The organism is Kitasatospora sp. NPDC056181 (genome assembly GCF_042266225.1).
Taxonomy (GTDB): Bacteria; Actinomycetota; Actinomycetes; order Streptomycetales; family Streptomycetaceae; genus Kitasatospora.
In genome coordinates, this window is the sequence record NZ_JBHJUK010000018.1 from 36,859 (window position 1) to 62,883 (window position 26,025).

General features: G+C 73.5%; 20 protein-coding genes and 1 pseudogene. 13 read left to right on the top strand and 8 right to left on the bottom strand.

Features of this window, described 5'->3' with window-relative positions; translation table 11 throughout:
- Window positions 1–107: 107 nt before the first annotated feature.
- A complete protein-coding gene (locus ACFC1F_RS10365; RefSeq protein WP_376157038.1) occupies window positions 108–620 on the bottom strand; it encodes an SgcJ/EcaC family oxidoreductase in 513 nt (170 codons plus the stop codon).
- A 258-nt stretch (window positions 621–878) separates the two neighbouring features.
- Here ACFC1F_RS10365 and ACFC1F_RS10370 point away from each other — a divergent pair, with 258 nt between their 5' ends.
- Both ACFC1F_RS10370 and ACFC1F_RS10375 read left to right on the top strand, forming a co-directional pair.
- Window positions 879–1,871, top strand: a complete 993-nt coding sequence (locus ACFC1F_RS10370) for a DUF2332 domain-containing protein (RefSeq protein WP_376157040.1) — start codon at window positions 879–881, stop codon at window positions 1,869–1,871.
- 188 nt (window positions 1,872–2,059) lie between these two features.
- Window positions 2,060–2,821, top strand: a complete 762-nt coding sequence (locus ACFC1F_RS10375; protein ID WP_376157042.1) for a MerR family transcriptional regulator — start codon at window positions 2,060–2,062, stop codon at window positions 2,819–2,821.
- 209 nt (window positions 2,822–3,030) lie between these two features.
- Here ACFC1F_RS10375 and ACFC1F_RS10380 read toward each other — a convergent pair whose 3' ends face one another.
- Both ACFC1F_RS10380 and ACFC1F_RS10385 read right to left on the bottom strand, forming a co-directional pair.
- Complete coding sequence (locus ACFC1F_RS10380; protein WP_376157043.1) at window positions 3,031–5,397, bottom strand: FtsX-like permease family protein; 2,367 nt, start codon at window positions 5,395–5,397, stop codon at window positions 3,031–3,033.
- A complete protein-coding gene (locus tag ACFC1F_RS10385) occupies window positions 5,394–6,098 on the bottom strand; it encodes an ABC transporter ATP-binding protein (protein WP_376157045.1) in 705 nt (234 codons plus the stop codon). The genes ACFC1F_RS10380 and ACFC1F_RS10385 overlap by 4 nt, the downstream gene beginning before the upstream one ends.
- A 399-nt stretch (window positions 6,099–6,497) precedes the next feature.
- On the opposite strand from ACFC1F_RS10385, the gene ACFC1F_RS10390 reads away from it, so the two are divergent.
- From ACFC1F_RS10390 to ACFC1F_RS10405, 4 genes and pseudogenes are all read left to right on the top strand, one after another.
- Window positions 6,498–7,964, top strand: coding sequence for a histidine kinase (locus ACFC1F_RS10390; protein ID WP_376157046.1), 1,467 nt, complete (start codon window positions 6,498–6,500; stop codon window positions 7,962–7,964).
- Window positions 7,916–8,572 (top strand): annotated as a pseudogene (locus ACFC1F_RS10395) (LuxR C-terminal-related transcriptional regulator); the annotation flags it as partial. The gene ACFC1F_RS10390 and the pseudogene ACFC1F_RS10395, both read left to right, overlap by 49 nt.
- A 383-nt stretch (window positions 8,573–8,955) precedes the next feature.
- Window positions 8,956–10,089 carry an isopenicillin N synthase family dioxygenase gene (locus ACFC1F_RS10400; protein WP_376157048.1) on the top strand — a complete coding sequence of 378 codons (1,134 nt, stop codon included), beginning with the start codon at window positions 8,956–8,958 and terminating at the stop codon, window positions 10,087–10,089.
- Between the two features lie 314 nt (window positions 10,090–10,403).
- Window positions 10,404–11,150 (top strand): MerR family transcriptional regulator, encoded by a 747-nt coding sequence (locus ACFC1F_RS10405; protein ID WP_376157050.1) that lies wholly within the window; start codon window positions 10,404–10,406, stop codon window positions 11,148–11,150.
- Window positions 11,151–11,327: 177 nt separating this feature from the next.
- Here the strand turns inward: ACFC1F_RS10405 and ACFC1F_RS10410 are convergent, their stop codons facing one another.
- From ACFC1F_RS10410 to ACFC1F_RS10425, 4 genes are read right to left on the bottom strand one after another with little or no spacing between them, the layout of a single operon-like run.
- The gene (locus ACFC1F_RS10410; protein WP_376157051.1) at window positions 11,328–13,499 is read right to left on the bottom strand and encodes a 3-hydroxyacyl-CoA dehydrogenase NAD-binding domain-containing protein; all 2,172 of its coding nucleotides are present in this window, start codon (window positions 13,497–13,499) and stop codon (window positions 11,328–11,330) included.
- 42 nt (window positions 13,500–13,541) lie between these two features.
- Window positions 13,542–14,756: an acetyl-CoA C-acetyltransferase gene (locus ACFC1F_RS10415; RefSeq protein ID WP_209414368.1), complete on the bottom strand. Its 1,215-nt coding sequence runs from the start codon at window positions 14,754–14,756 to the stop codon at window positions 13,542–13,544.
- Between the two features lie 41 nt (window positions 14,757–14,797).
- Window positions 14,798–15,940 carry an acyl-CoA dehydrogenase family protein gene (locus ACFC1F_RS10420; RefSeq protein ID WP_376157052.1) on the bottom strand — a complete coding sequence of 381 codons (1,143 nt, stop codon included), beginning with the start codon at window positions 15,938–15,940 and terminating at the stop codon, window positions 14,798–14,800.
- A 10-nt stretch (window positions 15,941–15,950) separates the two neighbouring features.
- Window positions 15,951–17,102, bottom strand: coding sequence for a CaiB/BaiF CoA transferase family protein (locus ACFC1F_RS10425; RefSeq protein WP_376157053.1), 1,152 nt, complete (start codon window positions 17,100–17,102; stop codon window positions 15,951–15,953).
- A 444-nt stretch (window positions 17,103–17,546) separates the two neighbouring features.
- Here ACFC1F_RS10425 and ACFC1F_RS10430 point away from each other — a divergent pair, with 444 nt between their 5' ends.
- The 7 genes from ACFC1F_RS10430 to ACFC1F_RS10460 all read left to right on the top strand — a co-directional run bounded on the left by ACFC1F_RS10430 (window position 17,547) and on the right by ACFC1F_RS10460 (window position 25,595).
- A complete protein-coding gene (locus ACFC1F_RS10430) occupies window positions 17,547–18,014 on the top strand; it encodes a hypothetical protein (RefSeq protein WP_376157054.1) in 468 nt (155 codons plus the stop codon).
- Between the two features lie 32 nt (window positions 18,015–18,046).
- Window positions 18,047–20,212, top strand: coding sequence for a hypothetical protein (locus tag ACFC1F_RS10435; RefSeq protein ID WP_376157056.1), 2,166 nt, complete (start codon window positions 18,047–18,049; stop codon window positions 20,210–20,212).
- Window positions 20,213–20,217: 5 nt separating this feature from the next.
- On the top strand, window positions 20,218–21,249 hold the full coding sequence (locus tag ACFC1F_RS10440) for a hypothetical protein (RefSeq protein ID WP_376157057.1): 1,032 nt from the start codon (window positions 20,218–20,220) through the stop codon (window positions 21,247–21,249).
- Window positions 21,250–21,490: 241 nt separating this feature from the next.
- Window positions 21,491–22,618, top strand: coding sequence for a hypothetical protein (locus tag ACFC1F_RS10445; protein ID WP_376157059.1), 1,128 nt, complete (start codon window positions 21,491–21,493; stop codon window positions 22,616–22,618).
- Window positions 22,615–23,904 (top strand): sensor histidine kinase, encoded by a 1,290-nt coding sequence (locus tag ACFC1F_RS10450; protein ID WP_376157060.1) that lies wholly within the window; start codon window positions 22,615–22,617, stop codon window positions 23,902–23,904. Before ACFC1F_RS10445 ends, ACFC1F_RS10450 begins: the two co-directional genes overlap by 4 nt.
- Window positions 23,905–23,909: 5 nt before the next feature.
- On the top strand, window positions 23,910–24,614 hold the full coding sequence (locus tag ACFC1F_RS10455) for a response regulator (protein WP_376157061.1): 705 nt from the start codon (window positions 23,910–23,912) through the stop codon (window positions 24,612–24,614).
- 273 nt (window positions 24,615–24,887) lie between these two features.
- Complete coding sequence (locus ACFC1F_RS10460; RefSeq protein ID WP_376157062.1) at window positions 24,888–25,595, top strand: Pr6Pr family membrane protein; 708 nt, start codon at window positions 24,888–24,890, stop codon at window positions 25,593–25,595.
- A 22-nt stretch (window positions 25,596–25,617) separates the two neighbouring features.
- Here the strand turns inward: ACFC1F_RS10460 and ACFC1F_RS10465 are convergent, their stop codons facing one another.
- Window positions 25,618–25,992, bottom strand: coding sequence for a toxin Doc (locus ACFC1F_RS10465; RefSeq protein ID WP_209414345.1), 375 nt, complete (start codon window positions 25,990–25,992; stop codon window positions 25,618–25,620).
- Window positions 25,993–26,025: the final 33 nt, after the last annotated feature.

Sequence of the window (26,025 nt, forward strand, 5' to 3'; positions counted from 1 at the left end):
GTCGTTGATGCGTGGCCACCGACGCCCGGGCGCCGGCGTACAGCGCGGGCGCCGGCATACGGCCCGGGCGCCGGCGTACGACCCGGGCGTCGGCGTACGGCGCGGGCTCAGCCCTCGGCCGGGAGGACCGAGGAGTGGTGGTTGACGATCAGCCACTTGCCGCCGCGCTTCTCGTACTCGTAGGTGTAGCGGGCCTCGACGGCCTTGGTCGCACCGGTCGCCGGGTCGGTGAGGTGGAAGCGGTAGAGACCGGCGTCAACGGCCGAGTTGGCGTCCAGGATGTTGATCACCGAACGGATCTTCTCGCCGCGCGGCTTCTTCTGCAGGAAGTGCTCGAAGTAGTCCGCGATCTCCGCGTGGTTGGTGCGGATCTTCGGCGAGGCGGTCGGCAGGAGCACCGCGTCCTGGGCGTAGCGGTCGGCGACCTTCTCCGGGTCGCCGGTCTGCAGGGCCGCGTTCCACTGGTCGAAGAGGCCGGCTATCTCGCGCTCGGTGACCTTGCCGCGCCGGCTCTGCTCGTCGCCGGCCTGGGCCACGCCGACGCCGGCGGTGAAGGTGCCGACGGCGGCGACGGCCGCGGCCGTGGCGATCACGGTGCGGGTGCGGATCTTGGGGTTCATCGGGGCTCCTGCTCCGGGGAGTTGGCTGTGTCGGACGTGGATTCACTCTCGCGGCGAGCGGGTTAGCACCCGTACAGCGGACGGCAAAGGCGCGGACAAGGCTCTGCCAAAATCACGGGGACCACCGGAATCGGGACCGCTGGAAACGCGAGGGGCGCGAGGGGCATGAGGGGCGTGAGGGGCGCAGCGTCCGTAGCCGGACAACCGCGCCGGGAGTACGCGAGGCGGCGCCCCGAGGACCGTACGGAGGAGAAGACCATGACGCGGAGCGCGGAAGCACCGGACGTGGGCGAGCTGTACCGGGCGTTTGCGGCGCGTGAGGCCCGCGGGCACTCGCCGAGCTACCAGGAACTCGCCGAACAGGCGGCCGAGGACGTGGCGTTGATGGAGCTGGTCGGCGAACTGCCCGCCGGCAAACGACAGCCCAACCTGCTGCTCGGCGTCGTCCGCCTCCTCGGCGGACCGACCGGCCTGGGCTACCCGGCGTTCCGGGCCTGGACGTCCGCGCACTGGGGCGACGTCCGGGCGGCGATGCTGCGCCGCCGGACGCAGACCAACGAACCGGGCCGCTGCGCCACCCTGCTGCCGGTGCTGGCCGGCCTGCCGCAGCCGCTCGCCCTGATCGAGGTGGGCGCCTCGGCCGGGCTCTGCCTCTACCCGGACCGGTACCGCTACCGGTACGACGGGCGGTCGGAGTTCGGCGACGCGCAGAGCCCGGTGACACTGGACTGCGCGACGTCCGGCCCGGTGCCCTTCCCGGCGCGGCTGCCCGAGGTGGTCCGGCGGGCCGGGATCGACCTCAACCCGCTCGACGTCCACGACGAGGACGACGTGCGCTGGCTGGAGGCCCTGGTCTGGCCGGAGCAGACCCACCGGCTGGAACGGCTGCGCGGCGCCGTGCAGGTCGCCCGGGCGGAGCCGCCGGCCCTGGTGCGCGGTGATCTCAACGAAGCGGTATGCGAGCTGGTGGCGCTGGTCCCGGAAGGGGCGACGCCGGTGGTGTTCCACAGTGCCGTGCTCAGCTACCTGCCACCGGAGGCGGTGGAACGGTTCACGGAGACGATGCGGACACTGCCCGGGCACTGGATCTCCAACGAGGCTCCGGCCGTCCTGCCCGCCGTGGGCCGACGGCTCCCGCCCGCGCGGGTGCCGGACGACCGCACGCTGTTCGCACTCGCCCTCGACGAGCAGCCGGTGGCGCTCACCGGGCCGCACGGGCAGTCCCTGGACTGGCTCGGCGATCAGTACTGAGATCAGGCCGGCGCGGCTGGTGCGGGCCGGGGACTCGACCGCGGGACTTGAAGTTGCCGCAACGGCAGCTTCTACCGTCCTGTTCAGGGCCGGACGGACCGGCCCGGTGACACACGTGGGAACGGTGATGGCCGGAGGCCGGGGCTCGCCCGGTGGCCGCCGGTCGCCCGCAGTGGGAGGAGGCGGCGATGGCCTGGTCGATCGCTGAGGTGGCCCGGATGTCCGGTGTGACCGCCAGGACGCTCCGGCACTACGACGAGATCGAGCTGCTGCCACCGGCGTGGATCGGCTCCAACGGTCACCGCTACTACGAGGAGCGTGAATTGCTGAGGCTGCAGCAGGTCCTCGTTCTGCGGGCGCTCGGGGTGAGTCTGTCCGAGGTCGGCCGGATCCTGGCCTCGCAGGTGGACGAACTGGAGGCCCTGCGGGGCCACCACCGTCAGCTGCTCGCCGAGCGCGACCGGCTCACCGCCCTGGCCGCCACCGTGTCCCGCACGATCACCGAACTGGAACAGTCCAGGAAGGACGGTAAGCCCATGACCGGCATCAACCGACCGGAGAACCTCTTCGAGGGCATCCAGCCCGCCCAGTACGAGGACAGCCTGCGCGACTACCCCGAGCTGGCCGAGTCGATCGGGCGGGCGACCGCGACGATGACCGACGCCGAGATCGAGGCCGGGCAGCGCGAGCGCACCGCGCTGATGATCAGGCTGGCCGAGCTGATGGCCGCCGGTACCCCCGCCGACGCCGACGCCGTACAGGCCGAGGTCGACGGGCAGTACCGGGCGGTCGCCGCGCTCCGCCCGCTCTCCGCCGAGGAGTACCGCGCGATCGGCCGCTCGTGCGTGGAGAACGAGCAGTGGCGCGCCGCGTACGAGGCCATCGCCCCGGGCCTCGCCGCCTACCAGCGGGACGCCATCGAGGCGTACGCCACCACCCGGCTGACCTGAGGCGGGCTGCGCGAGGCGGGCGGCTCGCCCGGCTCGCGCCAGCTCGGGCCGGGCCAGCTCGGGCCGGGCCAGCTCGGGCCGGGCCGGGCCGTCGCCCTGGAAGGACGGGTTCCGGGGCGACGGCCCGGCACCGGGCGGCCTGCTGCGCCGCCGCACGGTGCGCAACTGCTCAAGCCTCCGTCAGGCGATGTGCCGCCGTCGGGGCGCCATCACTCGGTGCGCAGCGCCGTCACCGTCCGCGTGCGGGCCGCCCAGGTGGCCGGCGGCAGGGCGCCGAGCAGCGCCATCACCAGCCCGCCGAGTATCAGCGGCAGGACAACGCGCGGTTCGAAGACCGCGAGGTCCGCCTCGGGTACGCCAGTCCCGGCGGCGCGGGCCATCGCCGGGACTATCCAGTGGTGCAGGGCGACCCCGAACGGGACGCCCACCAGGCCTGCGAGAAGACCGCTGCCGCAGACCGAGGTGAGCACCATCCCGACGGTCTGCCGGGGCGACATCCCGAGCGCCTTCAGCACCCCGAGGTCGTGGACCCGCTCCCGGGTGTCCAGCAGGACGGTGTTGAGCACCCCGAGACCGGCCACCGCGACCAACAGCAAGGTGAGTACGGCGGCCAGCGAGTTCATCGCGAGAACGGTGATGTTCAGCTGTGTCCCGCCCAGCTCCGCCTCAAGGCCGAGCGGCCGCAGCGCGTCGCCAAGCGCGTCCGCGTAGGCCTGCCGGTCGACGCCGGGCACGAGGTCGATGTGGAACCGTACGGACGACGGCAGGACGGAGGTACCGAGGGGGGTCAAGGTCGATCGGTCGGTCAGGAGCACGTCGGTCGTGGAGAGCGCCTCGCCGACGATCCGCACCGGGGCGCTGCGGCGGCCGTTGCCGATGAGGGTGATCGTGTCGCCGACCCGTACCTGGTTGGTGGCCAGGAACCCGGATCCCACCACCGCTTCTCCCCCGCTGTGGAACCACCGGCCGGAGATCATCCGGTACCCGCTCCGCGAGGAATCTCCCCCGTAGGCGACCACGTCGGCCCGCCCGGTGTGGTCGGCCACGGTGACCGGGGCGAGACCGGTGCTGAACCAGGCCCCCGTGCCCGGGCGGGCGGTGATCGCGGCCGCGACAGCAGCCTCGTCCAGGCGGTCGACGGCTTCGGGCGGACCGTCCATCGGAGGAGCCGCGACGACCGCGCCCGCATGGTCGGCGTTGAGCCCGTCCTGGATCCCGTTCAGGGAGACTGCCAGGCCTACTCCGAGCGTCACCCCGACCGTTCCGAGCAGCACCGCCGCCGCGGTGGTGGCCGTGCGCACCGGCCGGGTGAGCGGACCGGCCAGGCCCAGGCTCAGCGCGCGTGGCACCGGCATCCGTGCCAGCAGCCGCTGGGCTGCCGCGACGGTCCGGGAGGCCCCGGGTCGGTTGCCCGGCGCCGTCCGCCCCACGGCGAGCGCCTCGACGGTGCGCAACCGGCCGGCCCGAAGTGCCGGCACCAGTGCCGTCACGGCGACCGCCGCGAGCGCCAGTGCCGGGACGGCCAGGTCGACCCAGAGCGGAATGCCGAGCAATCCGCTGCGCAGCGCCTTGTCCGCGAGGCCGAGGACGGGAACCGCCAGCGCGTTCCCCCCGAGGACGCCGAGGGCCGTCCCGACCGATGCCGGGACGAGCGCCTGCCCCACATAGGCGCGGGCGACCTGCGCAGGGGTGAATCCCAGCGACTTCAGGATGCCGATCCGCCGGGTGGCGGCGGTGACCGCACCGCTGACCACCACCCCGATGGTCAGCAGGGACATCGCGAGGCCGAGCAGGCCGAAGGCGACGACGAACGGGACGAACGTCTCGGCCGTCCGGTCGGCATTCCGCTTGGCCGGGAGGTACGAGGTGGCTCCGGTCAGCGCGCCCGGCGGCAGGGCGGCGGCGAGCGCCGCACGGTCGGCGTCCACCTCGGTGTCGGTGCGGGCGTGGTCGAAGCGGTAGAGCAGCTGCAGCTGCGCCGTACTGCCGGGTGCGGTGAGCGCGGCGGCCTGCTCGCGGGCGACCCAGCCGTCCGCGCTCCAGGAGACCGAGGCGGCCAGCCCGACCACGGTCAGCGTCGGGCTGCCGGGCAGGTCGGGGAAGGTCATCCGGTCACCGAGGGCCAGCGGGGAGCGGCCGTCCGGGAGGACGACCTCACCCGGCCCTGCGAGCCATCGGCCGAGAGTCACCCGTAGGCCGTCCAACGGCTCGTCGAGGGTACGGGCGACGAGGGTCATCGGGGGCAGTGCGCCGCCCACCGGGAGCACGCTGGTGTTCTCGCCCACGCGCGGCCGCAGCGGCAGCGCCGGATACGGGCCTGCCAGCGCCGTCACCCCCGGGGCGTGGGCGGTGGCGGCGAGCTGCGTCGGGGTGGCCTTCGCCTGGTCCACGAGGACGTTGAGGTGAGCGCCGCGCTGCTGGGCGAAGGCCTGGTCGAACGGCCCCTGGGCCGCGGCCAGCAGCCCGGCGGCGAGGACGCAGGCCGTGACGGCCGTCATCGTGGTGAGCACCATGACCAGCGTCTGCACCCGCTTGCGGCCGACGCCGGCCCGGACCACCTTGCCGAGCGCGCTCATCGGGCGGCCCCCGCACGGAGTGTGTCGCGGTGCAGGACGCCGTCGAGGAGCTCGATCGTCCGGGTGGCACAGGCCCCGGCGAGGGCCGTGTCGTGGGTGACCAGCAGGATCGTCTGGCCCTCCGCGTTCAACTCGCCGAGCAGTGACCGGACATCGGCGGCGGAGGCGGTGTCCAGTGCGCCGGTCGGCTCGTCGGCGAGCAACAGCGGAGGCCGGTTCATCAGGGCCCGGGCCACCGCGACGCGCTGGCGTTCGCCGCCGGAGAGCAGGGCGGGAAACGTCCGGGCGTGCCGGGCCACGCCGAGCCGGTCCATCAGCTCGGCGGCCCGGGCCCGGGCCCGCGCGCGGCTGACCCCGGAGAGCTGGGCGGGGAGCAGCACGTTGTCCTCGACGGTGAGGTCGTCCAGCAGGTTGAAGAACTGGAACACCATGCCGATCCGGGCTCGCCGGTACCCCGCCAGCGCGGCCTCGCCCAGCTTGTGGACGGCGACCCCGTCCACCGTCACGCTGCCCGTGCTGGGGCGGTCTAGGCCGGCGATCAGGTTGAGCAGGGTGGACTTGCCGCTGCCGGAGCGGCCGAGCACGGCCAGCGCCTCGCCGGCCCGGACCTCCAAGTCCAGCCCTGCGAGCGCCGGGCGGGCGGTACCGGACGTGTCGTAGGTCTTGTTGACATCGCGAAGCCGGATGATCGGCGCGGTCACGGGCCCTCCAGAGACGGGAACAGGGGCGGTTCGGAAACGGGGATACGGGGCGTGTTCGAGGACGGGGTGGGAGCGGACAGAGGACGAATGACGGAGCGGGAACGGGTTCCGGGTCCCCGGACGGATCAGGGCGGCCCGGACTGCGGGCGGAAGCGGATCCGACCTCGGAAGGCCCTGGGCCGGCTGACGGGAACGACGCTACGAACCGCTGGCCAGGCCTCGACAGACGGCTGGACGGCCTCCTTGAGGTGTACTCAGGTACACCTCGGATTCGGGGTTCAGACACCGTGCGCCGCCCGTGGACCGCCCGGCAGACTGGCCACCGCATTGATCGACGGGCCCGGTCCGGGCTCAGCCGGGAACGATGCAGAACGACACGGCAACAGCGGGAGGTGCGTGATGAGCACGGTGGTGGTGGCGAGGGCGGCCGCACGGGTGGGTCAAGCGCTCAGGGACGGCGTGCGCGCGCTGTACGCGGTCACCCTGGCAGTGGCAGGAGCGGCTGCCGTGCTGGCGGCTCCCGTCCTGGTGCTCGCCGCCCTGCTGGGCCCTGACGACTCGTCCGCGCCCAACCGGTTCCGTGCGTTGACCGCGATGTTCCTGGCGACGCTGCCGGTCGCCGTCTGGGCGCTGAGCTGGGCCACCGGGGCGGCCGGCCGGGCGGCGGGAGCCGCGCTGCTCGCACCGGGACTGCTGGCGGTGACGGCCACGGTGATCTACGGAGGCGCGGCGCCGAGCGGCCGCTCCGGGGCGCTGCTGCTGGCGCTTCCGATGCTCGTGATCGGGATGCTCGCCGCGCGCTGGGTGGCGGCGGAGACGAGGCGGCTGGTCGGCCTCTGGAGCGGCACGGCGATAGCGCCGCCGTACCGGCCGACGGTCACCAGGGGACCGCGCTGGCGGAGGCTGTGGCGCCAGGCCGGGAGCTGGCCGGGTGATCCGGCGACGTGGCGCGACACGGCTTGGGCGGTGCTGTCCGGCTGCGCCGTCGTGCTCACTGCCGTGGCACTGCTCATGGTCCCGGCGCTGGTCCAGGTGTTCGGCCGGGGCAGCCGGTTCATCTCGCTGCTCATGCTGTACACGATGGCGCTCTGGCTGGCGCCGCCTGTCGCGCTGTGGGCCGCCCGGCCCGTGCTGACGCTGCACGAGCGGGCCGCCCGTGCCCTGTTGGGGTCCTCCCGCCGGACCGAGCTGGCACTCCAGGTCAGCCATCTGACCCGAACGCGGGCCGACACCATCGACGCCGGAGCGGCCGAACTGCGCCGGATCGAGCGGGACCTGCACGACGGAGCACAGGCCCGGCTGGTGGCGCTGGGGATGCTGCTGAGCGTGGCCGAGCAGCTGCTCGACCACGACCCCCAGGCTCTGCGCCCGCTGCTCGCCGAGGCCCGGACGTCCTCGGCCAAGGCGCTGGGCGAACTGCGCGACCTGGTCCGGGGCATCCACCCACCGGTACTCGCCGACCGCGGTCTGGCCGACGCAGTCCACGCCATGGCACTCGACCTGCCGCTGCCGGTCCGGGTCACCGGCGGGCTGCCGGGCCGGCCCCCCGCACCGGTCGAGTCCGCGGCCTACTTCGCGGTGAGCGAGCTGCTGGCCAACGTGGTCAAGCACGCCGGGGCCGGCCGGGTCTGGATCGAGATCGGCCACGACGCCGACGGGCTGCTGCGGATATCGGTGACCGACGACGGGCACGGCGGCGCCGACCCGTCCAAGGGAACCGGCCTGCGCGGAACAGAGCGCCGGCTGGCCGCGTTCGACGGGGTGCTCGCCGTCAGCAGCCCGCCGGGCGGCCCGACCATCGCACAGCTGGAGATTCCGTGCGCGTTGTCATCGCCGAAGACCTTTTCCTCCTCCGGGACGGCCTGACCCGGCTGCTGGAGGCGAACGGCATGACGGTCACCGCGGCCGTCGAGACCGGTGCCGAGCTGCTCGCGGCAGTGTCCGCGGACCGGCCGGACATCGCCGTCGTGGACGTCCGGCTGCCGCCCTCGTTCACCGACGAGGGCCTGAGGGCCGCCCTCGTCGCCCGCCAGCAACTGCCCGGGCTGCCGGTCCTGGTGCTCTCGCAGTACGTCGAGCAGCTCTACGCCCGCGAGCTGCTCGCGGACGGCAGCGGCGGGATCGGCTACCTGCTCAAGGACCGTGTCATGGACGGCACCCAGTTCCTCGACGCGGTACGGCGGGTCGCACAGGGCGGCACGGCCATGGACCCGGAGGTGATCAGCCGGCTGCTCACCCACAACTCCTCGTCGGGTCCGGTCGCGTCGCTCAGCCCGCGCGAACGGCAGGTGCTCGCGCTGATGGCGGAGGGCCGGTCGAACGCGGCCATCGCCCAGCAGTTGGTGATCACCGAACGGGCGGTCGCCAAGCACACCGCGTCGATCTTCGTCCGGCTGGACCTCCTGCCCTCGGACGACGACAACCGGAGGGTTCTCGCCGTACTGGCCTACCTCAACGACCACAACGACCACGGGGACCAGAACGGTCGCGGTGATCACGGTGACCGCAACGACCGCAGTGACCGCAGGGGGATCGGCAGCCTCCATGTCTGACCAACTTCCGCCACTCGACACGTACACGACAACAGATTCGGACCGGGGTCTCCCCGCCGCTACCACCGTCATTTACGCTGGTGACGTGCTCATCCTTGTTCGCCGCCGCCACGTGGACCTGCTCCGCGTGACGACCATGTCCTGTCGACGCTCCGGCTGAACCTCGCGCCTCCCACCCTCATGCGCGGTCGTCAACAGACCGCGTCCCCCTTCCCGGCCCCCGGGCACCCGCCGCACCAGGCGTGGCCCGGCGCCCCCGGTCGATCACCGGGAACGGTCGGGACGAGACCCAGCGGATGTCACCCATGACGCAGCAGCACTCCTCCACCACCCCGTCCGCCTCCGCGGACGCCCGCTCGACCACCCCTGCGGGCACGCCCACGGATGCCCCCGCCGGCACCTCCGCCGACGCCTCCGCAGGCGCCCTCCCGGTGATCGACCTCTCGCTCGCCGACGGCAGCCCCGAGGACCGCCTCCGGCTGCACGACGAGCTGCGGGCCGCGGCCACCGGCGTCGGCTTCTTCCAGCTCGTCGGCCACGGAGTGACCCCGGCCGAGACGGCCGCCCTCACGGCGGCGATGCGGGCCTTCTTCACCCTGCCCGAGGCCGACCGGCTCGGCGTGAGCAACCTCAACTCCCCGCACTACCGCGGCTACACCCGCACCGGCGACGAGCGCACCGGCGGCAGCCAGGACTGGCGCGACCAGCTGGACATCGGCGCCGAGCTGCCCCCGCACGTCCCGGGCAGCAGCGAGCCGCCGTACTGGTGGCTGGAGGGTCCGAACCAGTGGCCTGCGGCGCTCCCGGAGCTGCGCACCGCCGCGCTCGGCTGGATCGACCGCCTCGGCGACGTCGCCAAGCGGCTGCTGCACGAGCTGCTCACCGCGATCGGTGCCCGGCCCGACTTCTACGACTACGCCTTCGACGGCCACCCGCACCTGCGGCTGAAGCTGGTCCGCTACCCGGGGACGGCCCCCGACGGCGCCGGCCAGGGAGTCGGTGCGCACAAGGACTACGGCTTCATCACCCTCCTCCTCCAAGACACCGTGGGCGGCCTCCAGGTGGAACGTCCGGACGGCGGCTTCCTGGAGGTCCCGCCGATGGAGGGCGCCTTCGTGGTCAACCTGGGCGAGCTGTTGGAGGTCGCCACCGACGGCTACCTCAAGGCGACCAGTCACCGCGTGGTCAGCCCGCCCGGCGCGCGGGAGCGCTTCTCCGTCCCGTTCTTCTACAACCCGCGCCTCGACGCCCACATAGAGCCGCTCGACTTCCCCCTGGCGCACCACGCCCCCGGCGCCACCCAGGACCCGGCGAACCCGCTCTTCGCCGAGTTCGGCCTCAACGAGTGGAAGGGCTACACCCGGGCCCACCCCGAGGTCACCCGCCGCCACCACCCCGAGCTGGCCGAGTCCGCCCCGGCAGGACCGGCCCGCTCCTGAGCGGGCCCGCACCCGCCCGCCCCTGAACCGGTCCGACGCCGGCCCGACGCCGACCCACCGCCGGCCTGCGCCCCCTCCGCCCCCTCCGCCCCAGCCCGAGGGGCCGCAGGCCGTCCCCCACCGACGGGGTTCGCGCCGCAGGCCCCGCAGGCCCCGCCGAAGGCTCCGGCAGGGCCCTGGCGGGCCCCCGCAAGCCCGGCCGCAGGCACGGCCTACGGGCCCCGGCTGCCCCGGGGCAGTGGTGGACCCGTGTGGGCCAGCACTGTCACACTGCTGCTGTCACAGCACTGGTGCTACAGAGGTGGAGACGTCGGATGGGGGCGCGGGAGGGCGTGGAGGCGCGGCTGACGGTCGACGAGCTCGCGGCGCGGGCGGGGGTGACGGTGCGGACCGTGCGGTTCTACGGGACGAAGGGTCTGCTGCCGCCGCCGGAGCTGGGGCCCCGGCGGGTGGGCCTCTACGGACCGGAGCACCTGGACCGGCTGGAGCTGATCGAGGAGTTGCAGCGACAGGGGCTGACGCTGGCGGCGATCGAGCGGTACCTGGCGCGGCTGCCGCAGGACAGCACCTCCCTGGACCTGGCGATCCACCGGGCCCTGGTGGCGTCGTGGACGCCGGAGGCGGTGGAGGAGGTCAGCCGGGCACAGCTGGAGCGGCGGGCCGGGCAGGCGCTGTCGGAGGCGCAGCTGGACCGGCTGGGCGCGATGGGGGCGCTGGAGCGGACGGCGGACGCCGAGGTGTTCCGGGTGGACCCGGGGCTGCTGCCGCTCGGCGTGCGGATCCTGGACGTGCCGATCCCGTTGGAGACGCTGCTGGCCGCGCGCGCCGTCGTGCTGGAGCACAGCCGGGCGACGGCGCACGAGCTGCAGCGGCTGTTCCGCGAGACCGTGTGGAAGCCGTACCGGGAGAGCGAGCCCGGGCCGGCGGAGCTGGAACGGATGAAGGCGCTGACCGACCACATCCAGCCGATGGTCGCGCAGGCGCTGGTGACGGCGTTCCAGCGCTCCCTCAAGGAGGAGCTGGGCGAGGCCGCGAGGAACACCACGGACTCGCCCAGCTGACCGGGCGCCCGGACCCGCCGGGCGCCGGCCCCGGAACCCGGACCCGGACCCGGCCCCAGCCCCCGGCCTCAGGCACCGACCTCAGCCCCCGACCTCAGGCGCCCGAACCAGTCGGTGATCACCAGTCGGTGACCACCGGTCCGTGACCACCGGTCCGTGACCACCGGTCGGTGAACGTCAGTCCGTGAACGTCCGCCCCTCCGCCGCGATCCGCTCCAGGAGGGCGGGCGGCGCGAACCGCTCGCCGTACGCGGCGGCCAGTTCGCGGGCGCGGGCCGCGAAGCCGGCCGGGCCGCCCTCGTACCCGTTGATGTACTGGAAGACGCCGCCGGTCCAGGCCGGGAAGCCGATGCCGAGGATCGAGCCCACGTTGCCGTCGGCGACCGAGGTCAGCACGCCCTCCTCCAGGCAGCGGACCGAGTCCAGCGCCTCGCTGAAGAGCATCCGCTCCTTGAGGTCCTCGAACGGCACCGCGACGTCGGCACGCGTGAAGTGCTCGCGCAGCCCGGGCCAGAGCCGCCCGCGCCTGCCGTCCTCGCCGTACTCGTAGAAGCCGGCGCCGCCGCTGCGGCCGGGGCGGCCGAACTCGTCGACCATCCGGTCCACCACGGCGTCGGCCGGGTGGGCGGTCCAGCTGCCGCCGGCCGCCTCGGCCGCGCGCCGGTACTCGTTGCGGATCTTGCGGGGCAGGGTGAGCGTGAGCTCGTCGAGCAGCGAGAGCACCTTGGCGGGGTAGCCGGCCTGGGCGGCGGCCTGCTCGACGGAGGAGGGGTCGACGCCCTCGCCGACCATCGCGACGCCCTCGTTGATGAACTGGCCGATCACCCGGGAGGTGAAGAAGCCGCGCGAGTCGTTGACCACGATCGGCGTCCGGTCGATCTGCCGGACCAGGTCGAAGGCGCGGGCCAGCGCCTCGTCACCGGTCTGCGGGCCGCGGATGATCTCCACCAGCCGCATCTTGTCGACCGGCGAGAAGAAGTGCAGGCCGATGAAGTCGGTGGTGCGCTGGACGCCCTCGGCGAGCAGTCCGATCGGCAGGGTGGAGGTGTTGGAGCAGAGCAGCGCGTCCGGCGCCACCACGCCCTCGATCTCCTGGAAGACCTTGTGCTTCAGCTCGGGGTTCTCGAAGACGGCCTCGATCACCGCGTCGCAGCCGGCGAGATCGGCGGCATCGGCGGTGGGGGTGATCCGGGCGAGCAGCTCCTCGCGCTGCGCCTCGGTGGAGCGGCCGCGCGCGACGGCCTTCTCCAGCAGGCCGGCGGAGTAGGCCTTGCCGCGCTCGGCGGCCTCGACGGTGACGTCCTTCAGCAGCACCTCGATGCCGGCCCTGGCGCAGGTGTAGGCGATGCCCGCGCCCATCATGCCGGCGCCGAGCACGGCGACCTTGCGGACCGTCCGCTTCTCGAAGGCGCTGGGACGGCCGGCCCCGGAGTTGACCGCCTGCATGTCGAAGAAGAGCGCCTGGATCATGTTCTTGCTGGTCTGCCCGCAGGCCAGCTCGGTGAAGTACCGGGCCTCGATCACCATCGCGGTGTCGACGTCCACCTGGGCGCTCTCCACCGCCGCCGCCAGCACGTTGCGCGGGGCGGGGTAGGGGGCGCCGGCCAGCTGCTTGCGCAGGTTGGACGGGAAGGCGGGCAGGTTGGCGGCGAGCGCGGGGGTGCTGGGGGTGCCGCCGGGGATCTTGTAGCCCTTGACGTCCCAGGGCTGGACGGCGGTCGGGTTGGCATCGATCCAGGCGCGCGCCCGGGCGGCCAGCTCCTCCGGGGTGTCGACCAGTTCGTGGACCAGTCCGTGCTGGAGCGCCTGCGCCGGGCGGTACTGGCGACCCTGGAGGAGCACCTTCAGCAGGGCGTCGGCGATGCCGAACAGCCGGACCGTGCGGACGATCCCGCCGCCGCCCGGGAGCAGGCCGAGGGTGACCTCGGGCAGGCCGATCCGGCTGGCGGGGGTGTTCAGGGCGATCCGGTGGTGGCAGGCCAGGGCGAGCTCCAGGCCGCCGCCGAGGGCGCTGCCGTTGACGGCGGCGACCACCGGCTTGCCGAGCGTCTCTAGCCGGCGCAGGGCGCGCTTGATCCGCATCGACTTCTCGAAGACGGCGGCGGCGTCCTCGGGGCGGGCGGCGGAGAGCATCTTGAGGTCGCCCCCGGCGAAGAACGTCTTCTTCGCGGAGGTGATGACGACGCCGCGCAGTTCGTCGCCGAGGCCGGCCAGGCGCTCGACGGTGGTGCCGAGGTCGGCCGTGAAGGCCTCGTTCATGGTGTTGACGGACTGGGTGGGGTCGTCGAGGACGAGGGTGACCACGCCGTCCTGGTCCTGCTCCCAGCGGATGGTGGTGGTGTCACTCATGTTCGGGTCTCCGGGGAAATGAGGAGGTCGGATGCGACGGGGTCAGATGCGCTCGACGATGGTGGCGATGCCCATGCCGCCGCCGACGCAGAGGGTGACCAGGCCGTAGCGCAGGTCGCGCCGCTCCAGTTCGTCGATCACGGTGCCGAGGAGCATCGCGCCGGTGGCGCCGAGCGGGTGGCCGAGGGCGATCGCACCGCCGTTGACGTTCACCTGGTCGTGCCGGAAGCCCAGTTCGCGGATGAAGCGCAGGGCGACGGCCGCGAAGGCCTCGTTGATCTCGACCAGGTCGATGTCGGCGGCGGTCAGCCCGGCCTTGGCGAGCGCCTTGCGGGTGGCGGGGGCCGGACCGGTGAGCATGATGGTGGGCTCGGAGCCGGAGACGGCGGCGGAGACGATCCGGGCGCGCGGGCGCAGCCCGTACCGCTCGCCGACCTCGCGGTTGCCGATGGCGACCAGGGCGGCGCCGTCCACGATGCCGGAGGAGTTGCCGGCGTGGTGGACGTGGTCGATCGCCTCCACCCAGTGGTACTTCTGCAGGGCGACGGCGTCGAAGCCGCCGGCGTCGCCGATGGCGGCGAAGGAGGGCTTGAGGCCGGCCAGGGTCTCCACGGTGGTGCCGGGGCGGATGAACTCGTCGCGCTCCAGGACGACCAGGCCGTTGCGGTCGAGGACCGGGACGACCGAGCGGTCGAACAGCCCGTCGGCCTGAGCCTTGGCGGCGCGGGCCTGGGACTCGGCGGCGAAGGCGTCCACGTCGGTCCGGGAGAGGCCCTCGATGGTGGCGATCAGGTCGGCACCGATGCCCTGGGGCACGAAGTTGGTCTCGTAGCTGGTCATCGGGTCCATCGCCCAGGCGCCGCCGTCGGAGCCCATCTTCACCCGGGACATCGACTCGACCCCGCCGGCCAGGATGAGGTCCTCCCAGCCCGAACGGACCTTGGCCGCGGCCAGGTTGACGGCCTCCAGGCCGGAGGCGCAGAACCGGTTCTCCTGGACGCCGGCCACCGTGTCGGGCAGGCCTGCCGCGATGGCGGCGATCCGGGCGATGTCGGATCCCTGGTCGCCGATCGGGCTGACCACGCCGAGCACGATGTCGTCGACGGCGGCCGGGTCCAGGTCGGGGAAGCGGCGGCGCAGCTCGTGGATCAGGCCGACGACCAGGTCGATCGGCTTGGTGCCGTGCAGGGAGCCGGCGGCCTTGCCCCGGCCGCGCGGGGTGCGGATCGCGTCGTAGACGTACGCTTCGGTGGTCACGGTGGAAACGCCTTTCGGGGGCAGGGGGTTGAAGAGGGACCTCAGCCGAGGATGGAGCGGCCGACGATCTCTTTCATGATCTCGGTGGTGCCGCCGTAGATGGTCTGGATGCGCCCGTCGGTGAAGGCGCGCGCGACCGGGAACTCGCTCATGTACCCGTATCCGCCGTGCAGTTGGAGGCAGCGGTCGGCGGTGCGCTTCTGCAGTTCGGTGGCCCACCACTTGGCCATCGAGGCGTCCGCCGGGGTGAGCGCGTAGCGGTTGTGCTCGGTGATGCAGCGGTCCACGAAGGCGCGGGTCACGGCGCACTCGGTGGCGAGCTCGGCGATCTCGAAGCGGACGTGCTGGAGCTTGGCGAGCGGCCGGCCGAAGGCCTCGCGCTGCTTCACGTACGCGGTGGTGATCTCGACCAGGTGCTCGGCGCCGGCGATCGCGGCGGCGGCGATGGTGAGCCGCTCCTGGGCGAGGTTCTGCATCAGGTGGACGAAGCCGCGGTTCTCCTCGCCGAGCAGGTTCTCCTTCGGGACGCGCACGTCCTCGAAGAACAACTCGGCGGTGTCCTGGGACTTCTGGCCGATCTTGTCGAGGTTGCGGCCGCGCTCGAAGCCGGGCGTGCCGCGCTCGACCACCAGCAGGCTGAGGCCGTGCGCCCCGCCCTCGGGGGTGGTGCGGGCGACCACGACCACCAGGTCGGCGAGGATGCCGTTGGAGATGAAGGTCTTGGCGCCGTTGAGCAGGTAGTGGTCGCCCTGGTCGACGGCGTGGGTGCGGATGCCCTGGAGGTCGGAGCCGGCGCCGGGTTCGGTCATCGCGATGGCGGTGATCAGCTCGCCGGTGCAGAACCCGGGCAGCCAGCGGCGCTTCTGCTCGTCGGTCGCGAGCGAGGTGAGGTACGGGCCGATGATGTCGTTGTGCAGGCCGAGCGCCAGGCCGGAGGCGCTGGCCCGGGCGAACTCCTCGGCCAGCACCGCCGCGTAGCGGAAGTCGGTGCTGCCCCCGCCGCCGTACTCCTCGGGGACGGCGAGGCCGAGCAGGCCCTGCCGGCCGGCGGCCAGCCAGGCGGAGCGGTCCACGATGCCGGCCTGCTCCCACCGGTCGTAGTGCGGCAGCACCTCCTTGGCGAGGAAGGACCTGACGGTCGTCCGGAAGTCCTCGTGCTCCTCGGTGTAGATGTCGCGTTCCACGGCAAGCTCCTTATCGGGCCTGGGAGTCGGATGAGGTCTCGGAGGACAGGAGTCCGGGCACGCCCCAGTCCCGGGCGACCTCGACGGTGTCCGCGCCCGGCCTGGCGGGCGGGCGGCGCAGCGCGCCGGGGGTGGCGGAGAACCGGGGTGCGGGGGCGGGCTGGGTGAAGCCGTCCGCCTCGACGTACGTCCGGCGGGCCGTGAGGTGCTCGGACGCGGCGGCCTGGTGCAGCGTCAGTACCGGTTCGACGCAGGCGTCGGAGCCGGCGAAGACGCTCTCCCACTCGGCCCTGGTCCGGGTGGCGAAGCGGGCGGCGATCAGGGCCCGCAGTTCGGGCCAGCGGGCCGTCTCCCACTGGCCGGGCGCGTCGGGGCCGAGCCCCAGCAGCCGGGCGAACTCGGCGTAGAACTGCGGCTCCAGCGCGCCGACGGCGAGGTGGCCGCCGTCCTTGGCCTGGTAGACGGAGTAGCAGGGGGCTCCGCCGTCGAGCAGGTTGACGCCCCGGCGGTCCTGCCACTGGCCGGAGGCGAGCAGGCCCCAGAACACGGAGGTGAGATGGGCCGCGCCGTCCACGATGGCGGCGTCGACGACCTGGCCGGTACCGGTCTCGCGGGCGTGGTGGAGTGCGGCGAGCAGGCCCACGACCAGGTAGAGCGAGCCGCCGGCGAAGTCGCCGAGCAGGTTGACGGGGATGGCGGGCGGGCCGCCGGCCGGTCCGATCATGCCGAGGACGCCGGCCACCGCCGAGTAGCCGATGTCGTGACCGGCCCGGGCGGCGAGCGGGCCGTGCTGGCCCCAGCCGGTCATCCGGCCGTAGACCAGGGCCGGGTTGCGGGCGAGGCAGGCTTCCGGGCCGACGCCGAGGCGCTCGGCGACGCCGGGGCGGTAGCCCTCGATCAGCAGGTGGGCGCGCCCGACCAGGTCGAGCACCTGGCCGGGCCCCTCGGGGGACTTGAGGTCGACCAGCACCGAGCGCTTGTTGCGGTTGGTGACGTCGAACGCGGGGTCGGGGGCGACCGGTGAGGGGTCGGGCCGGTCCACCCGGACCACGTCGGCACCGAGGTCGGCCAGCAGCATGGCGGCGAAGGGGCCGGGCCCGATCCCCGCGAGCTCGACCACCCGGACGCCGGCCAGCGGGCCGGGACTGCTGGAGTCATGCACTGGCTACAGCCCTTTCGGGGTTTGACAGTAAAGCTGTCACACTCGCGATGATAGGGAAGCGACTCGCCGGTAACAAGACCTTCGGCCCCCGACACCCGGCCCTTCCGGCGCCCTCGGCACCAGGCCCCGCCGCCACCCCCGCACCCGGCCCTTCCGCCGCCCCGACACCAGGCCCCGCCGCCACCCCCGCACCCGGCTCTTCCGCCGCCCCGACACCACGCCTCATCCCCCGCCCCCCGACGCCCGGCCCCGCCGCCACCCCCGCACCAGGCCCGGCCATCGCCCCCGCACCAGGCCCTTCCCCTCCTTCGCGGATCCTTGACGCGCTCCGTGCAACCGCGACCACGAAGGGTGCGTCGGTACACCGACGGAGGGACCAACAGGGCCGTCCTGCTTGCTCGGAGGGGTTCCGGCCCCCAGCCGGAGGAAAGAGAGCAGACGCACATGGGTAACCCAGGATTCACCACCGGACCGGTCGCACCGGCGTCCCCGCCGGGCGCGCCGCTCAACCCGGCACCGGGCACCGTCGTCCCGATCTCCGCGCCGGGCACCTCCCCCTTCGCGGCCCCCACGCCGAGCCCCTCCCCCGGCCCGGCCCCGACCGCGCCCACCACCCGGCTCGACAACCCGCATGAGCTCAACGCCTCGGCCGGGATCGCCCGGCAGATCGCCACCGATCTCGACAACGCCAACGGCAAGGGCGGCAACAACCTCGCCGAGCACGCGAGCACGGCGGCCACCAGGATCCGCGGCTTCTCCTTCGGCGGCGCGCTCACCGCCTCCACCGAGCGCTGGCTGCAGCAGTGCAGGACGCTGCACGACAAGCTGACCGGCACCGCCGAGAAGCTCGACAGCACCCAGCGCAACTACCACGCCAACGAGCACGCCACCACCGCCGGTTTCGGCGCCTGAGACCCGCGAGAAGAGAGAGGAGCCCAGGGATCATGGTGTCCTTCAAGGAACTGCGCGAGGCCGACTTCTCCGGCGTCACGGAGACCGCCGAGGCCTGGACCAACATGGCCAAGGCGCTGGAGTCACTGGACGGCCGGGTGGGCCGGGAGCTCGTCAACACCCCGCAGCGGGCGGGCTGGCAGGGCGGGGCCGCCGACGACGCGAGCCGGGCCCTCCAGGGCATCGACACCGACTTCAGCCAGGCCACCGGTGTCGCCAACGCCCTCGCCGCGATCATCCGGGACGCGGGCGAGGACTTCACCGCGGCCCGCAAGGACCTCGACACCGCGCTGCAGGAAGCGAACGAGCAGAAGCTCGTCGTCGCCGACGACGGGACGGTCAGCTGGCCGCCGCTGTCCAGCGAGGGCCACAACGACCCCGACTTCCAAGACACCGTACGCGCGTACCAGGCCGACATGAAGGCCAAGGGCGAGGCGATGACCACCCGGATCGCCCAGGCCGTCGCGAAGGCCACCGCCGCCGACCAGCGCGCCTCGTCCGCCCTGCAGAGCGACGTCGGCACCAGCACCACCGCCTTCAACGCCCACCCGTACGGCGGCGGCGACGTGGCCGACGCCCGGCGGGCCGCCGACCTGATGGGCAAGGGCGGCACCCTCTCCGACGAGGAGCGCAAGCGGCTGCAGAACCTGATGGCCGCCGACTCCGGTTCGAAGGACTTCTCCACCACGCTGCTCAACAGCCTCAACCTGGGCGGCAAGACCGGCCCCGAGGCGCTGCTGGAGTACTCGAAGGCCTACAACGGCTACGCCCACGGCGACCACGACGCCAAGGACTACCAGGACATCTACGGCAGCCTCTCCCAGGTGTTGGCCACCGCCACCAAGGACGGCGGCATGGGCAAGGACTGGGAGGACAACCTGCTCAAGGCCGCCCGCAAGCAGGGTGGTTCGGCGGCCGGCTTCAACGAGAACTACCCGGCGCTCACCCAGCTGATGGGTGCCGGCGGGAACTACGACAAGGGGTTCCTGGAGAGGGTCGGCAACGACCTCGTCGACTACGAGAGGCACAGCAAGCGCAAGGGCGAGGAACTCTGGGGGCCCTTCTACTCCGTGGCGGGCGACAGGTCGACCGACCCGATGGGCGGCCTGATGCGGGCGATGAGCCACAACCCGCAGGCGTCCAAGGAGTTCCTCGACCCCGCCGCCGGCGGCAACCTGGACTACCTGCTCAAGGACCGCAAGTGGCCCAACCAGGACAACGAGGGCAAGCTGTTCCCCGCCGACCTCAGGGCGAGCTCGCACGCGGCCTTCGCCGACGCCCTGGAGGCCGCCACCACCGGCCGCGACCCGCACGGCAACCAGCCGCCCGTACGCCCCCACGACGGGGCGATGGTGCGCATCATGGACAGGACGCTCATCACCCTCGGCGGGGACCAGGCCGGCCACGAGAACGACCTCTCCCCCGTCCTGCGCCGCCCGCTGGCGAACATGATCTCCGAGTTCCCGGCGGACACGCACGACATCCTCAGCAAGGACCTCTCCGGCCCCTCCCACCCGGAGGGGCTCACGGCCGGCCGGGAACAGCTGCTGCGCGTCATCCGCGGCGTGACCGAGGACCCGGAGGCGTTCGCCGTCATCCACCTGTCCGAGAGCCGGGAAGTCGGGCGCAGGATGGACGAGTTCGGTCCGGAGAACTTCAAGCCCGACGTGACCGGCCGTCCGAACCCGCAGTTCGCCGGTTTCCTCGACGAGTCCGGCAAGGCGCTCGGAGCGCTCGACGCCGTGCGCGCGGACGCGTTCATCGACCACAAGTCGGACGAGCAGTTCAAGAACAACTGGAAGGCCAAGATGGACTACCACGTCTACGGCACCGCGGCGAACATGCTGAAGGTCCCGGGCGCCTCCTGGTTCCCGCTGGGCGACGTCGCCCAGCGGCTCGTCGACATCGGCACCTCCGACTGGGCGAACAAGGCCAACGCCGAACTCGACGTCAGGACCCAGGGCGACGTGAGCAAGAACTACACGGCCGGCGAGTCCCAGCTGATGACCATGATCCAGGAGAAGGCCCGCCGGTCGGGCGTCTCGGACCAGGACATCGACGCGACCGGCAGCGTGACGAAGCAGCTGGCCGACAGCGCCGGGGTGCACTACCGCTCCTCCATCGACCGGGCGTACCACAACGCGCTCGGCAACCCGTGACCCGCATGACGACGGGGAAACTCGACCAGGCCCTCACCCGGCGCGGCCTCACCACCCGGCGGCTGCGCCTGCGGGCGGCGGCCGTGATCGGTGCGGTCACGGCGGGCGTCTCGGGGGTGCTGCTGTACAGCCTGACCAACGTGCTCGGTCCGGACACCGTGTGCAACGGCGTGGTGAGCGCCGACGCCCTGCACGACGCCCTGGGACCCGGGCGGATCAGCGAGCAGGACAACGACGAGCCGGCGCCGCTGCACGACAGCGGGTCCTCGTGCACCGCGGTGGTGAGCACCGGGGTGTTCGGCGGGCACCGGTCGGTCCTGGTGGGGGTCCGCTCGGACCGGGACACCGCGGTGTCCGAGGCCGAGGCCGGCGCACGGCTGTTCGCCGCCTCGGCCAACGGCGGTTCGGCCGGCGGCGTCACGGGCCCCGTGGCGTGGGCCCTGCTGCCGGAAGGCTGCGGCACCGGAGGAGTGCGGGCGAGGGTGGACGCGACCAAGGGGGGTTCCGTCGGCGACGGCGACCTCGCACGGTTCGCGGTGGCGGCCGCCAACGGACTCGCGACGCAACGGAACTGCACGACACCGAAGCTCCCGGCGCCCGGGCACCTGTCGGCCCCCGGCGCGAAGCAGGATCTGGACAGCGGCAACGTCTGCGGCCTGCCCGGTCTGACGGTCCCCGGCGGCGCGTCCGCTGCCCGCGGGTACCGGCAGCGGGCCACCACCGCGTCGGACCCGATCTGGTCCTGCGAGGTCGGGATGGGCAGTACGGCCGCGACCTTCGCCATCGGGACCGAACCCCGGCTCAGGGCGCCGGACGCCGACAAGGACACTCCGGAGGCGTTCGGCCGGGCGCACTGGACCATGGGCCTCTCGTTCCCGAACAACGACGAGGTCGTCGTGACCTGCCGGGGCAGGCCCACCTATCTCAAGCTGCGACTGCTCGGCGACCGGACGCTCTTCCCCGACGACGGGGAGCTGTGGAGGCAGTTCCTCACCGCCGGCGGCAAGGCCGTCGGCTGCGAGCCGATCCTCCCGTAGCACCACGCGCCCCGGGCCCGTCCGAGCACACCGCCCGGGCGGGCCCGCGGGTTCCCGGTGGCCCGCGGGTTCCCGGTGGCCCGCGGGTTCCGCTGCACCGCCTGCCTCCGCCGACCCGCCTGCCTCCGCCGCCCCGCAGGTCTCCGGCAGGAGCCCCGGAGCGGTGGATCCCCCCGGCGGGGGAGGCGGATCGTGTGCCGGGAGGAGGTCCCGCACGGGGCCGGGCCGGGAGGGTGGGGGCATGACCACGAAGACCCCGGCCGACCGGGTGCGCGGCGCGGCCGCCTGGACCGCCGTCGCCGCCACGGTGCCGTACCTGACGCTCAAGCTGCTCTGGCTGACCGGCCACCAGGTCGGCGTCGACGACCCCGCCGAGATGGACAAGCTCTGGCTGGTGAACCTGCTGACCTTCGGCATGGACGCGATCGCGGTGCTGCTGGCGCTCTCGTTCGTCCGCCCGTGGGGGCGGCGGGCACCGGCCGGACTGCTCGCCTTCCCGATGTGGGTGGCGACCGGGCTGCTCGGCACCATCCTGGTGGCGCTGCCGCTGAGCGCGCTGGCCACCCTGCTGTTCGGCGCCGAGAAGGCCCCGGGCGGCGGCTCGGGCAACCAGGGCCCGGGCGGGCTCGACGACTGGGTGTTCGTCGTCGTCTACGGCGGCTTCTCGGTCCAGGGCCTCGCGCTGATCACCGCCTTCCTGCTGTACGCGGGGCGTCGCTGGGCGGGCCTGCTGCGCAGCCGGATCGGCGATCTGCCCGACTCCCCCACGCTCACCCTCCAGCGCTCCCTCTCCGGCGTCGCGGCGGTGCTCGCACTCGGCGTGGCGGCGGCCCGGGGGTACTGGGCGGCGGGCGGCGCGACGGGGCTGCCGGTGCTGTTCGCCGAGGAGCGCAGCCGGTCCGTGGCCGTGCTGGACGGCGTGATCGCGGTCATGGCGGTGGCCGCGGTGACCGCGCTGCTGGCCCTGGTGTTCCGCGCCCGGCCGGAGCGGCGGCTGCGGGTGCCGCTGGTGGTGGCGTGGACGGCGGCCGGCTCCCTGTTCGGCTGGGGCTCCTGGCAGCTGGTGGTGTTCGGAACGGTCACCGACGTGACCGATCCCCGGAAGGCCGTGCCGGGGCTGATGCCCCTGGTGGAGACCGCACAGCTGCTGACCGGCCTGCTGGTGCTGGTGGTCGGCGCGATCGCACTCGTCGAACGGGCGGCCGCGCACGCGACCACCGACGGGACGGCCACCGACGGGACGGCCGGCGACGGGACGGCCGCCGCGGCACGCGCGGGCACTCGCGGGGCGCAGGCGCCTGCCGCGCGGACGACCACCCCCCGGAGCACCGTCGCTCGGACGACCGCTGCCGTAGAGTCGGCCGGGTGAACACGGGGGCGGGCACAAAGCGGTGGGGGCCGCGGCGTGCCGCGAGCGCGCTCTTCGGACGGCGGGCCCGGCTGCGCTGGGTGTACCTGGTCCTGGGCGGCGCGCTGCTGATGCCGTACTGGATGCTGTCGACCGTGGCGATCGGGGCGCTCAACCCGGATCACGGTCCGGTGGTCCAACTGCTCCTCTACTTCGCCGCGCTCGGGATGTCCCTGCCGATGGCCGCCGTCACCGCGCTGGTGCCGACCGTCCGTGGCCTGGAGGGGGCGGCCGCGCGGGCCCTCTGCGCACCGAGCCGGCCGGACGAGATCGCCACCGGCCCGGGCCGGTCCTGGGCGGCCCGGCGGCAGACCGCCGCCTGGTACGTGCTGCACCTGCTGTTCGGCGGCGTGGTCAGCGGGATGACGCTGGCCGGGACGCCGTTCGCGGTCATGCTGGTGATCTCGCCGCTGGGCGGGCCCTCGCTGGGCGATCTGGTGCGGTTCTGGCAGGACCGCGGGTTCCCGTCCTGGCTGCCCGGGCCGGTCACGGGCCTCGCGCTGATGCTGCTGATCCTCTCCACCAGTGCCGGCCTGGGAGCCCTGCTGGCCCGCTGGGCGCCCGTCCTGCTCGGTCCCACCCCGGAGGAGCGGGTGGCCGCGGCGGAACGGCGGGCCACCGTGCTCGCCCAGCGCAACCGGCTGGCGCGCGAGCTGCACGACTCGGTCGGCCACGCGCTCAGCGCGGTCGGTATCCAGGCCTCGGCGGCCGCCCGGGTGCTGCGGACCGACCCGGACTTCGCCGCGGAGGCGCTCCAGGCGATCGGCGAGACGGCGCGGGCCGCCGTCGCCGAGCTGGACGCCGTGCTCGGCCTGCTGCGCGAGGAGGACCGGGCCGACGCCGAACCCGCCGGTCCGACCCTGGCCGGGCTGGACGACCTGCTGCGCCAGCTGGCCCGGACCGGGCTGAAGGTCGACGCCGGGCTGCCGCCCGGCCTGGAACGGCTCCCGGGCGCCCTCTCCCGCGAGGCGTACCGGATCGTCCAGGAGGGCCTGACCAACGTGCTGCGGCACGCCGGGCCGACCGCGCCCGCCGGGCTCCGGGTGGCGCTGGCCGCGGGCCGGCTGGAGATCGAGCTGACCAACCCGCTGGGCCCGGCCCGCCCCAGCCGCCCCGGTGGCGGCCGTGGGCTGCGCGGGATCGGCGAGCGGGCCGCGGTGCTGAACGGCGGCTGCGAGGCCGGGCCGGCGGAGGACGGGACGACGTGGCGGCTGGCGGTCTGGCTGCCGGTGGAAGGGACACGATGACGGGGATGCGGGGTGCCGTGAACGGGACGGCGGGGACGACGGACGGGGACGACGGGCCGGTCCGGGTGGTGATCGCGGACGACGAGCGCCTGGTCCGGATGGGCCTGCGGGTGGTGATCGACGCCGAACCGGACCTCACCGTGGTCGGCGAGGCCGCCGACGGGGCCGAGGTGGTGCCGCTGGTCCGCGAACTGCGCCCGGACGTGGTGCTGATGGACGTGCGGATGCCCGGCATCGACGGCATCCGGGCCACCGAACAGCTGGTCGGCGGGATGGCCGACCCGCCCAGGATCATGGTGGTCACCACCTTCGAGCACGACGACCACGTGTACGACGCGCTGCGGGCCGGGGCCGCCGGGTTCCTGCTGAAGCGGGCCAGTGCGGAGGAGATGGTCCAGGCGGTGCGGCTGGTCGCGCGCGGGGACTCGCTGCTCTTCCCGGCCGCGGTGCGCGACCTGGCCCTGCGCCACGCCCCCGCCGGACGGCGCGCACCCGCACAGGGGCCGGTCGGGCGGCTCACCGAGCGGGAGGGCCAGGTGCTGCGGCTGATGGCGGCCGGGCTGAACAACGGTGAGATCGCCGGAAGGCTGGTGGTCAGCCAGGAGACGGTCAAGACGCACGTCGGCAGCGTGCTCGCCAAGCTGGGCGCCCGGGACCGCACCCAGGCGGTGATCGCCGCGTACGAGTCGGGCTTCGTACTGCCGGGGTAGCGCAGGACCGGCGAGCCACGGGCCGGGGCGGCAGACGGCGGGCCGGGGAACGGCGGTCCGGGGCGGCAGACGGCGGGCCGGGGAACGGCGGTCCGGGGCGGCAGACGGCGGGCCGGGGAACGGTGGCCAGGGGCGGTGACCGGCGGACGGCGGGCCGACCAGCGCCCGCTGCAACGTTTCTTCCGTCCCGGCCCTACCAGCGAGTAGAGTTCGGCCTTCCCTCCCTCTACCGCCCGATACCTCCCGTATCGCCTGAAACGAACTGGTGGCCGCATGTCAGTCCGGACCCGTCCCGCGCTCTGGTGGCGCATGGGCATCGTGCTCTCGGCGGGCCTCGGCCTGACCCTCCAGACCGCGCCCCTGGTCTACTTCACCATCCAGAGCAACGTGATCGTGCTCGGCTACTTCATCGGCGCCGTGTACTGGATGCTCAAGCGGGGCACGGTGGACGCGCCCGCGCCCCGGCTGCGCGGTGCCGCGACGCTCTACATCCTGATCACCGGGCTGGTCTCGCACATCCTGCTGGAGCACGGCGCCAACCCGCTGCCCGGGCTCTTCGACGGGCCGGACAAGCTCCAGCACTGGTCGTCGTTCTTCCTGCACTACGTCACCCCGGTGATGGTGATCATCGACTGGCTGACGCTGAAGCCCCGCAACGCCTCCGCCTGGCGGGACGTCCCGCTCTGGCTGGCATTCCCGCTCGGCTACGCGGCGATCGTGCTGACCCGCAACGCGCTGTTCTCCAACTACCCGATGCCGTACCCGTACTTCTTCTTCGACCCGACGACCAGGGGCTACGGCTACGTGTGGGGCCAGATCGCCCTGCTGACGGTGGAGTTCGTCGTCCTCGCGGCCACCGTGATCGGCCTGGACCGGCTGGGCACCCTGGTCGCGGGCAAGCTCCGGCCGGGAGCCGGCACCGCGGCGGAGCCCGCCTCCGAAGCCGCCTCCGAGGCCGCCTCCGAGGCCGCCGAGGTCTGATCCGCACGGGCGCGGCGGCCGTTCAGATCCGCCAGGAGCGGATCCGGTCGGCCGCCGCGAACACGTCGGAGCGGCCCGCGGCGACGTCCCGGGCCAGCTCGACCAGGGCGCCGTAGGGCGGGTCGATGCCCTCCTTCGCGGCGTGCATGTACGCGGCCGTGGTCATGCAGGCGTACAGGTTGTTGCGCACCGGCAGCGGCCGCAGCAGCACGATGGTGTGCATCAGGGTCGCCGCGCACCAGGCCGGGTCGGCGTCGTGACCGAGCTGCGCGGTGTTGACCCGGTGGCGGGCGACGGCCGCCTGCAACGCCGAGTAGTCACGGACGCTCAGGTCCTCCGGCGACGCCTGCTCCTGGACGTCGAGCAGCCAGCGCAGGTCGACGTGGAGCAGCCTCACCGCCGCCCCTCTCCGCTGCTCCGGACCGCCGTG

Coding starts and splice junctions, on each gene's coding strand:
- ACFC1F_RS10365 (WP_376157038.1), bottom strand. CDS start 620: ATGAACCCCAAGATCCGCACCCGCACCGTGATCGCCACGGCCGCGGCC.
- ACFC1F_RS10370 (WP_376157040.1), top strand. CDS start 879: ATGACGCGGAGCGCGGAAGCACCGGACGTGGGCGAGCTGTACCGGGCG.
- ACFC1F_RS10375 (WP_376157042.1), top strand. CDS start 2,060: ATGGCCTGGTCGATCGCTGAGGTGGCCCGGATGTCCGGTGTGACCGCC.
- ACFC1F_RS10380 (WP_376157043.1), bottom strand. CDS start 5,397: ATGAGCGCGCTCGGCAAGGTGGTCCGGGCCGGCGTCGGCCGCAAGCGG.
- ACFC1F_RS10390 (WP_376157046.1), top strand. CDS start 6,498: ATGAGCACGGTGGTGGTGGCGAGGGCGGCCGCACGGGTGGGTCAAGCG.
- ACFC1F_RS10400 (WP_376157048.1), top strand. CDS start 8,956: ATGACGCAGCAGCACTCCTCCACCACCCCGTCCGCCTCCGCGGACGCC.
- ACFC1F_RS10405 (WP_376157050.1), top strand. CDS start 10,404: ATGGGGGCGCGGGAGGGCGTGGAGGCGCGGCTGACGGTCGACGAGCTC.
- ACFC1F_RS10410 (WP_376157051.1), bottom strand. CDS start 13,499: ATGAGTGACACCACCACCATCCGCTGGGAGCAGGACCAGGACGGCGTG.
- ACFC1F_RS10430 (WP_376157054.1), top strand. CDS start 17,547: ATGGGTAACCCAGGATTCACCACCGGACCGGTCGCACCGGCGTCCCCG.
- ACFC1F_RS10435 (WP_376157056.1), top strand. CDS start 18,047: ATGGTGTCCTTCAAGGAACTGCGCGAGGCCGACTTCTCCGGCGTCACG.
- ACFC1F_RS10440 (WP_376157057.1), top strand. CDS start 20,218: ATGACGACGGGGAAACTCGACCAGGCCCTCACCCGGCGCGGCCTCACC.
- ACFC1F_RS10445 (WP_376157059.1), top strand. CDS start 21,491: ATGACCACGAAGACCCCGGCCGACCGGGTGCGCGGCGCGGCCGCCTGG.
- ACFC1F_RS10455 (WP_376157061.1), top strand. CDS start 23,910: ATGCGGGGTGCCGTGAACGGGACGGCGGGGACGACGGACGGGGACGAC.
- ACFC1F_RS10460 (WP_376157062.1), top strand. CDS start 24,888: ATGTCAGTCCGGACCCGTCCCGCGCTCTGGTGGCGCATGGGCATCGTG.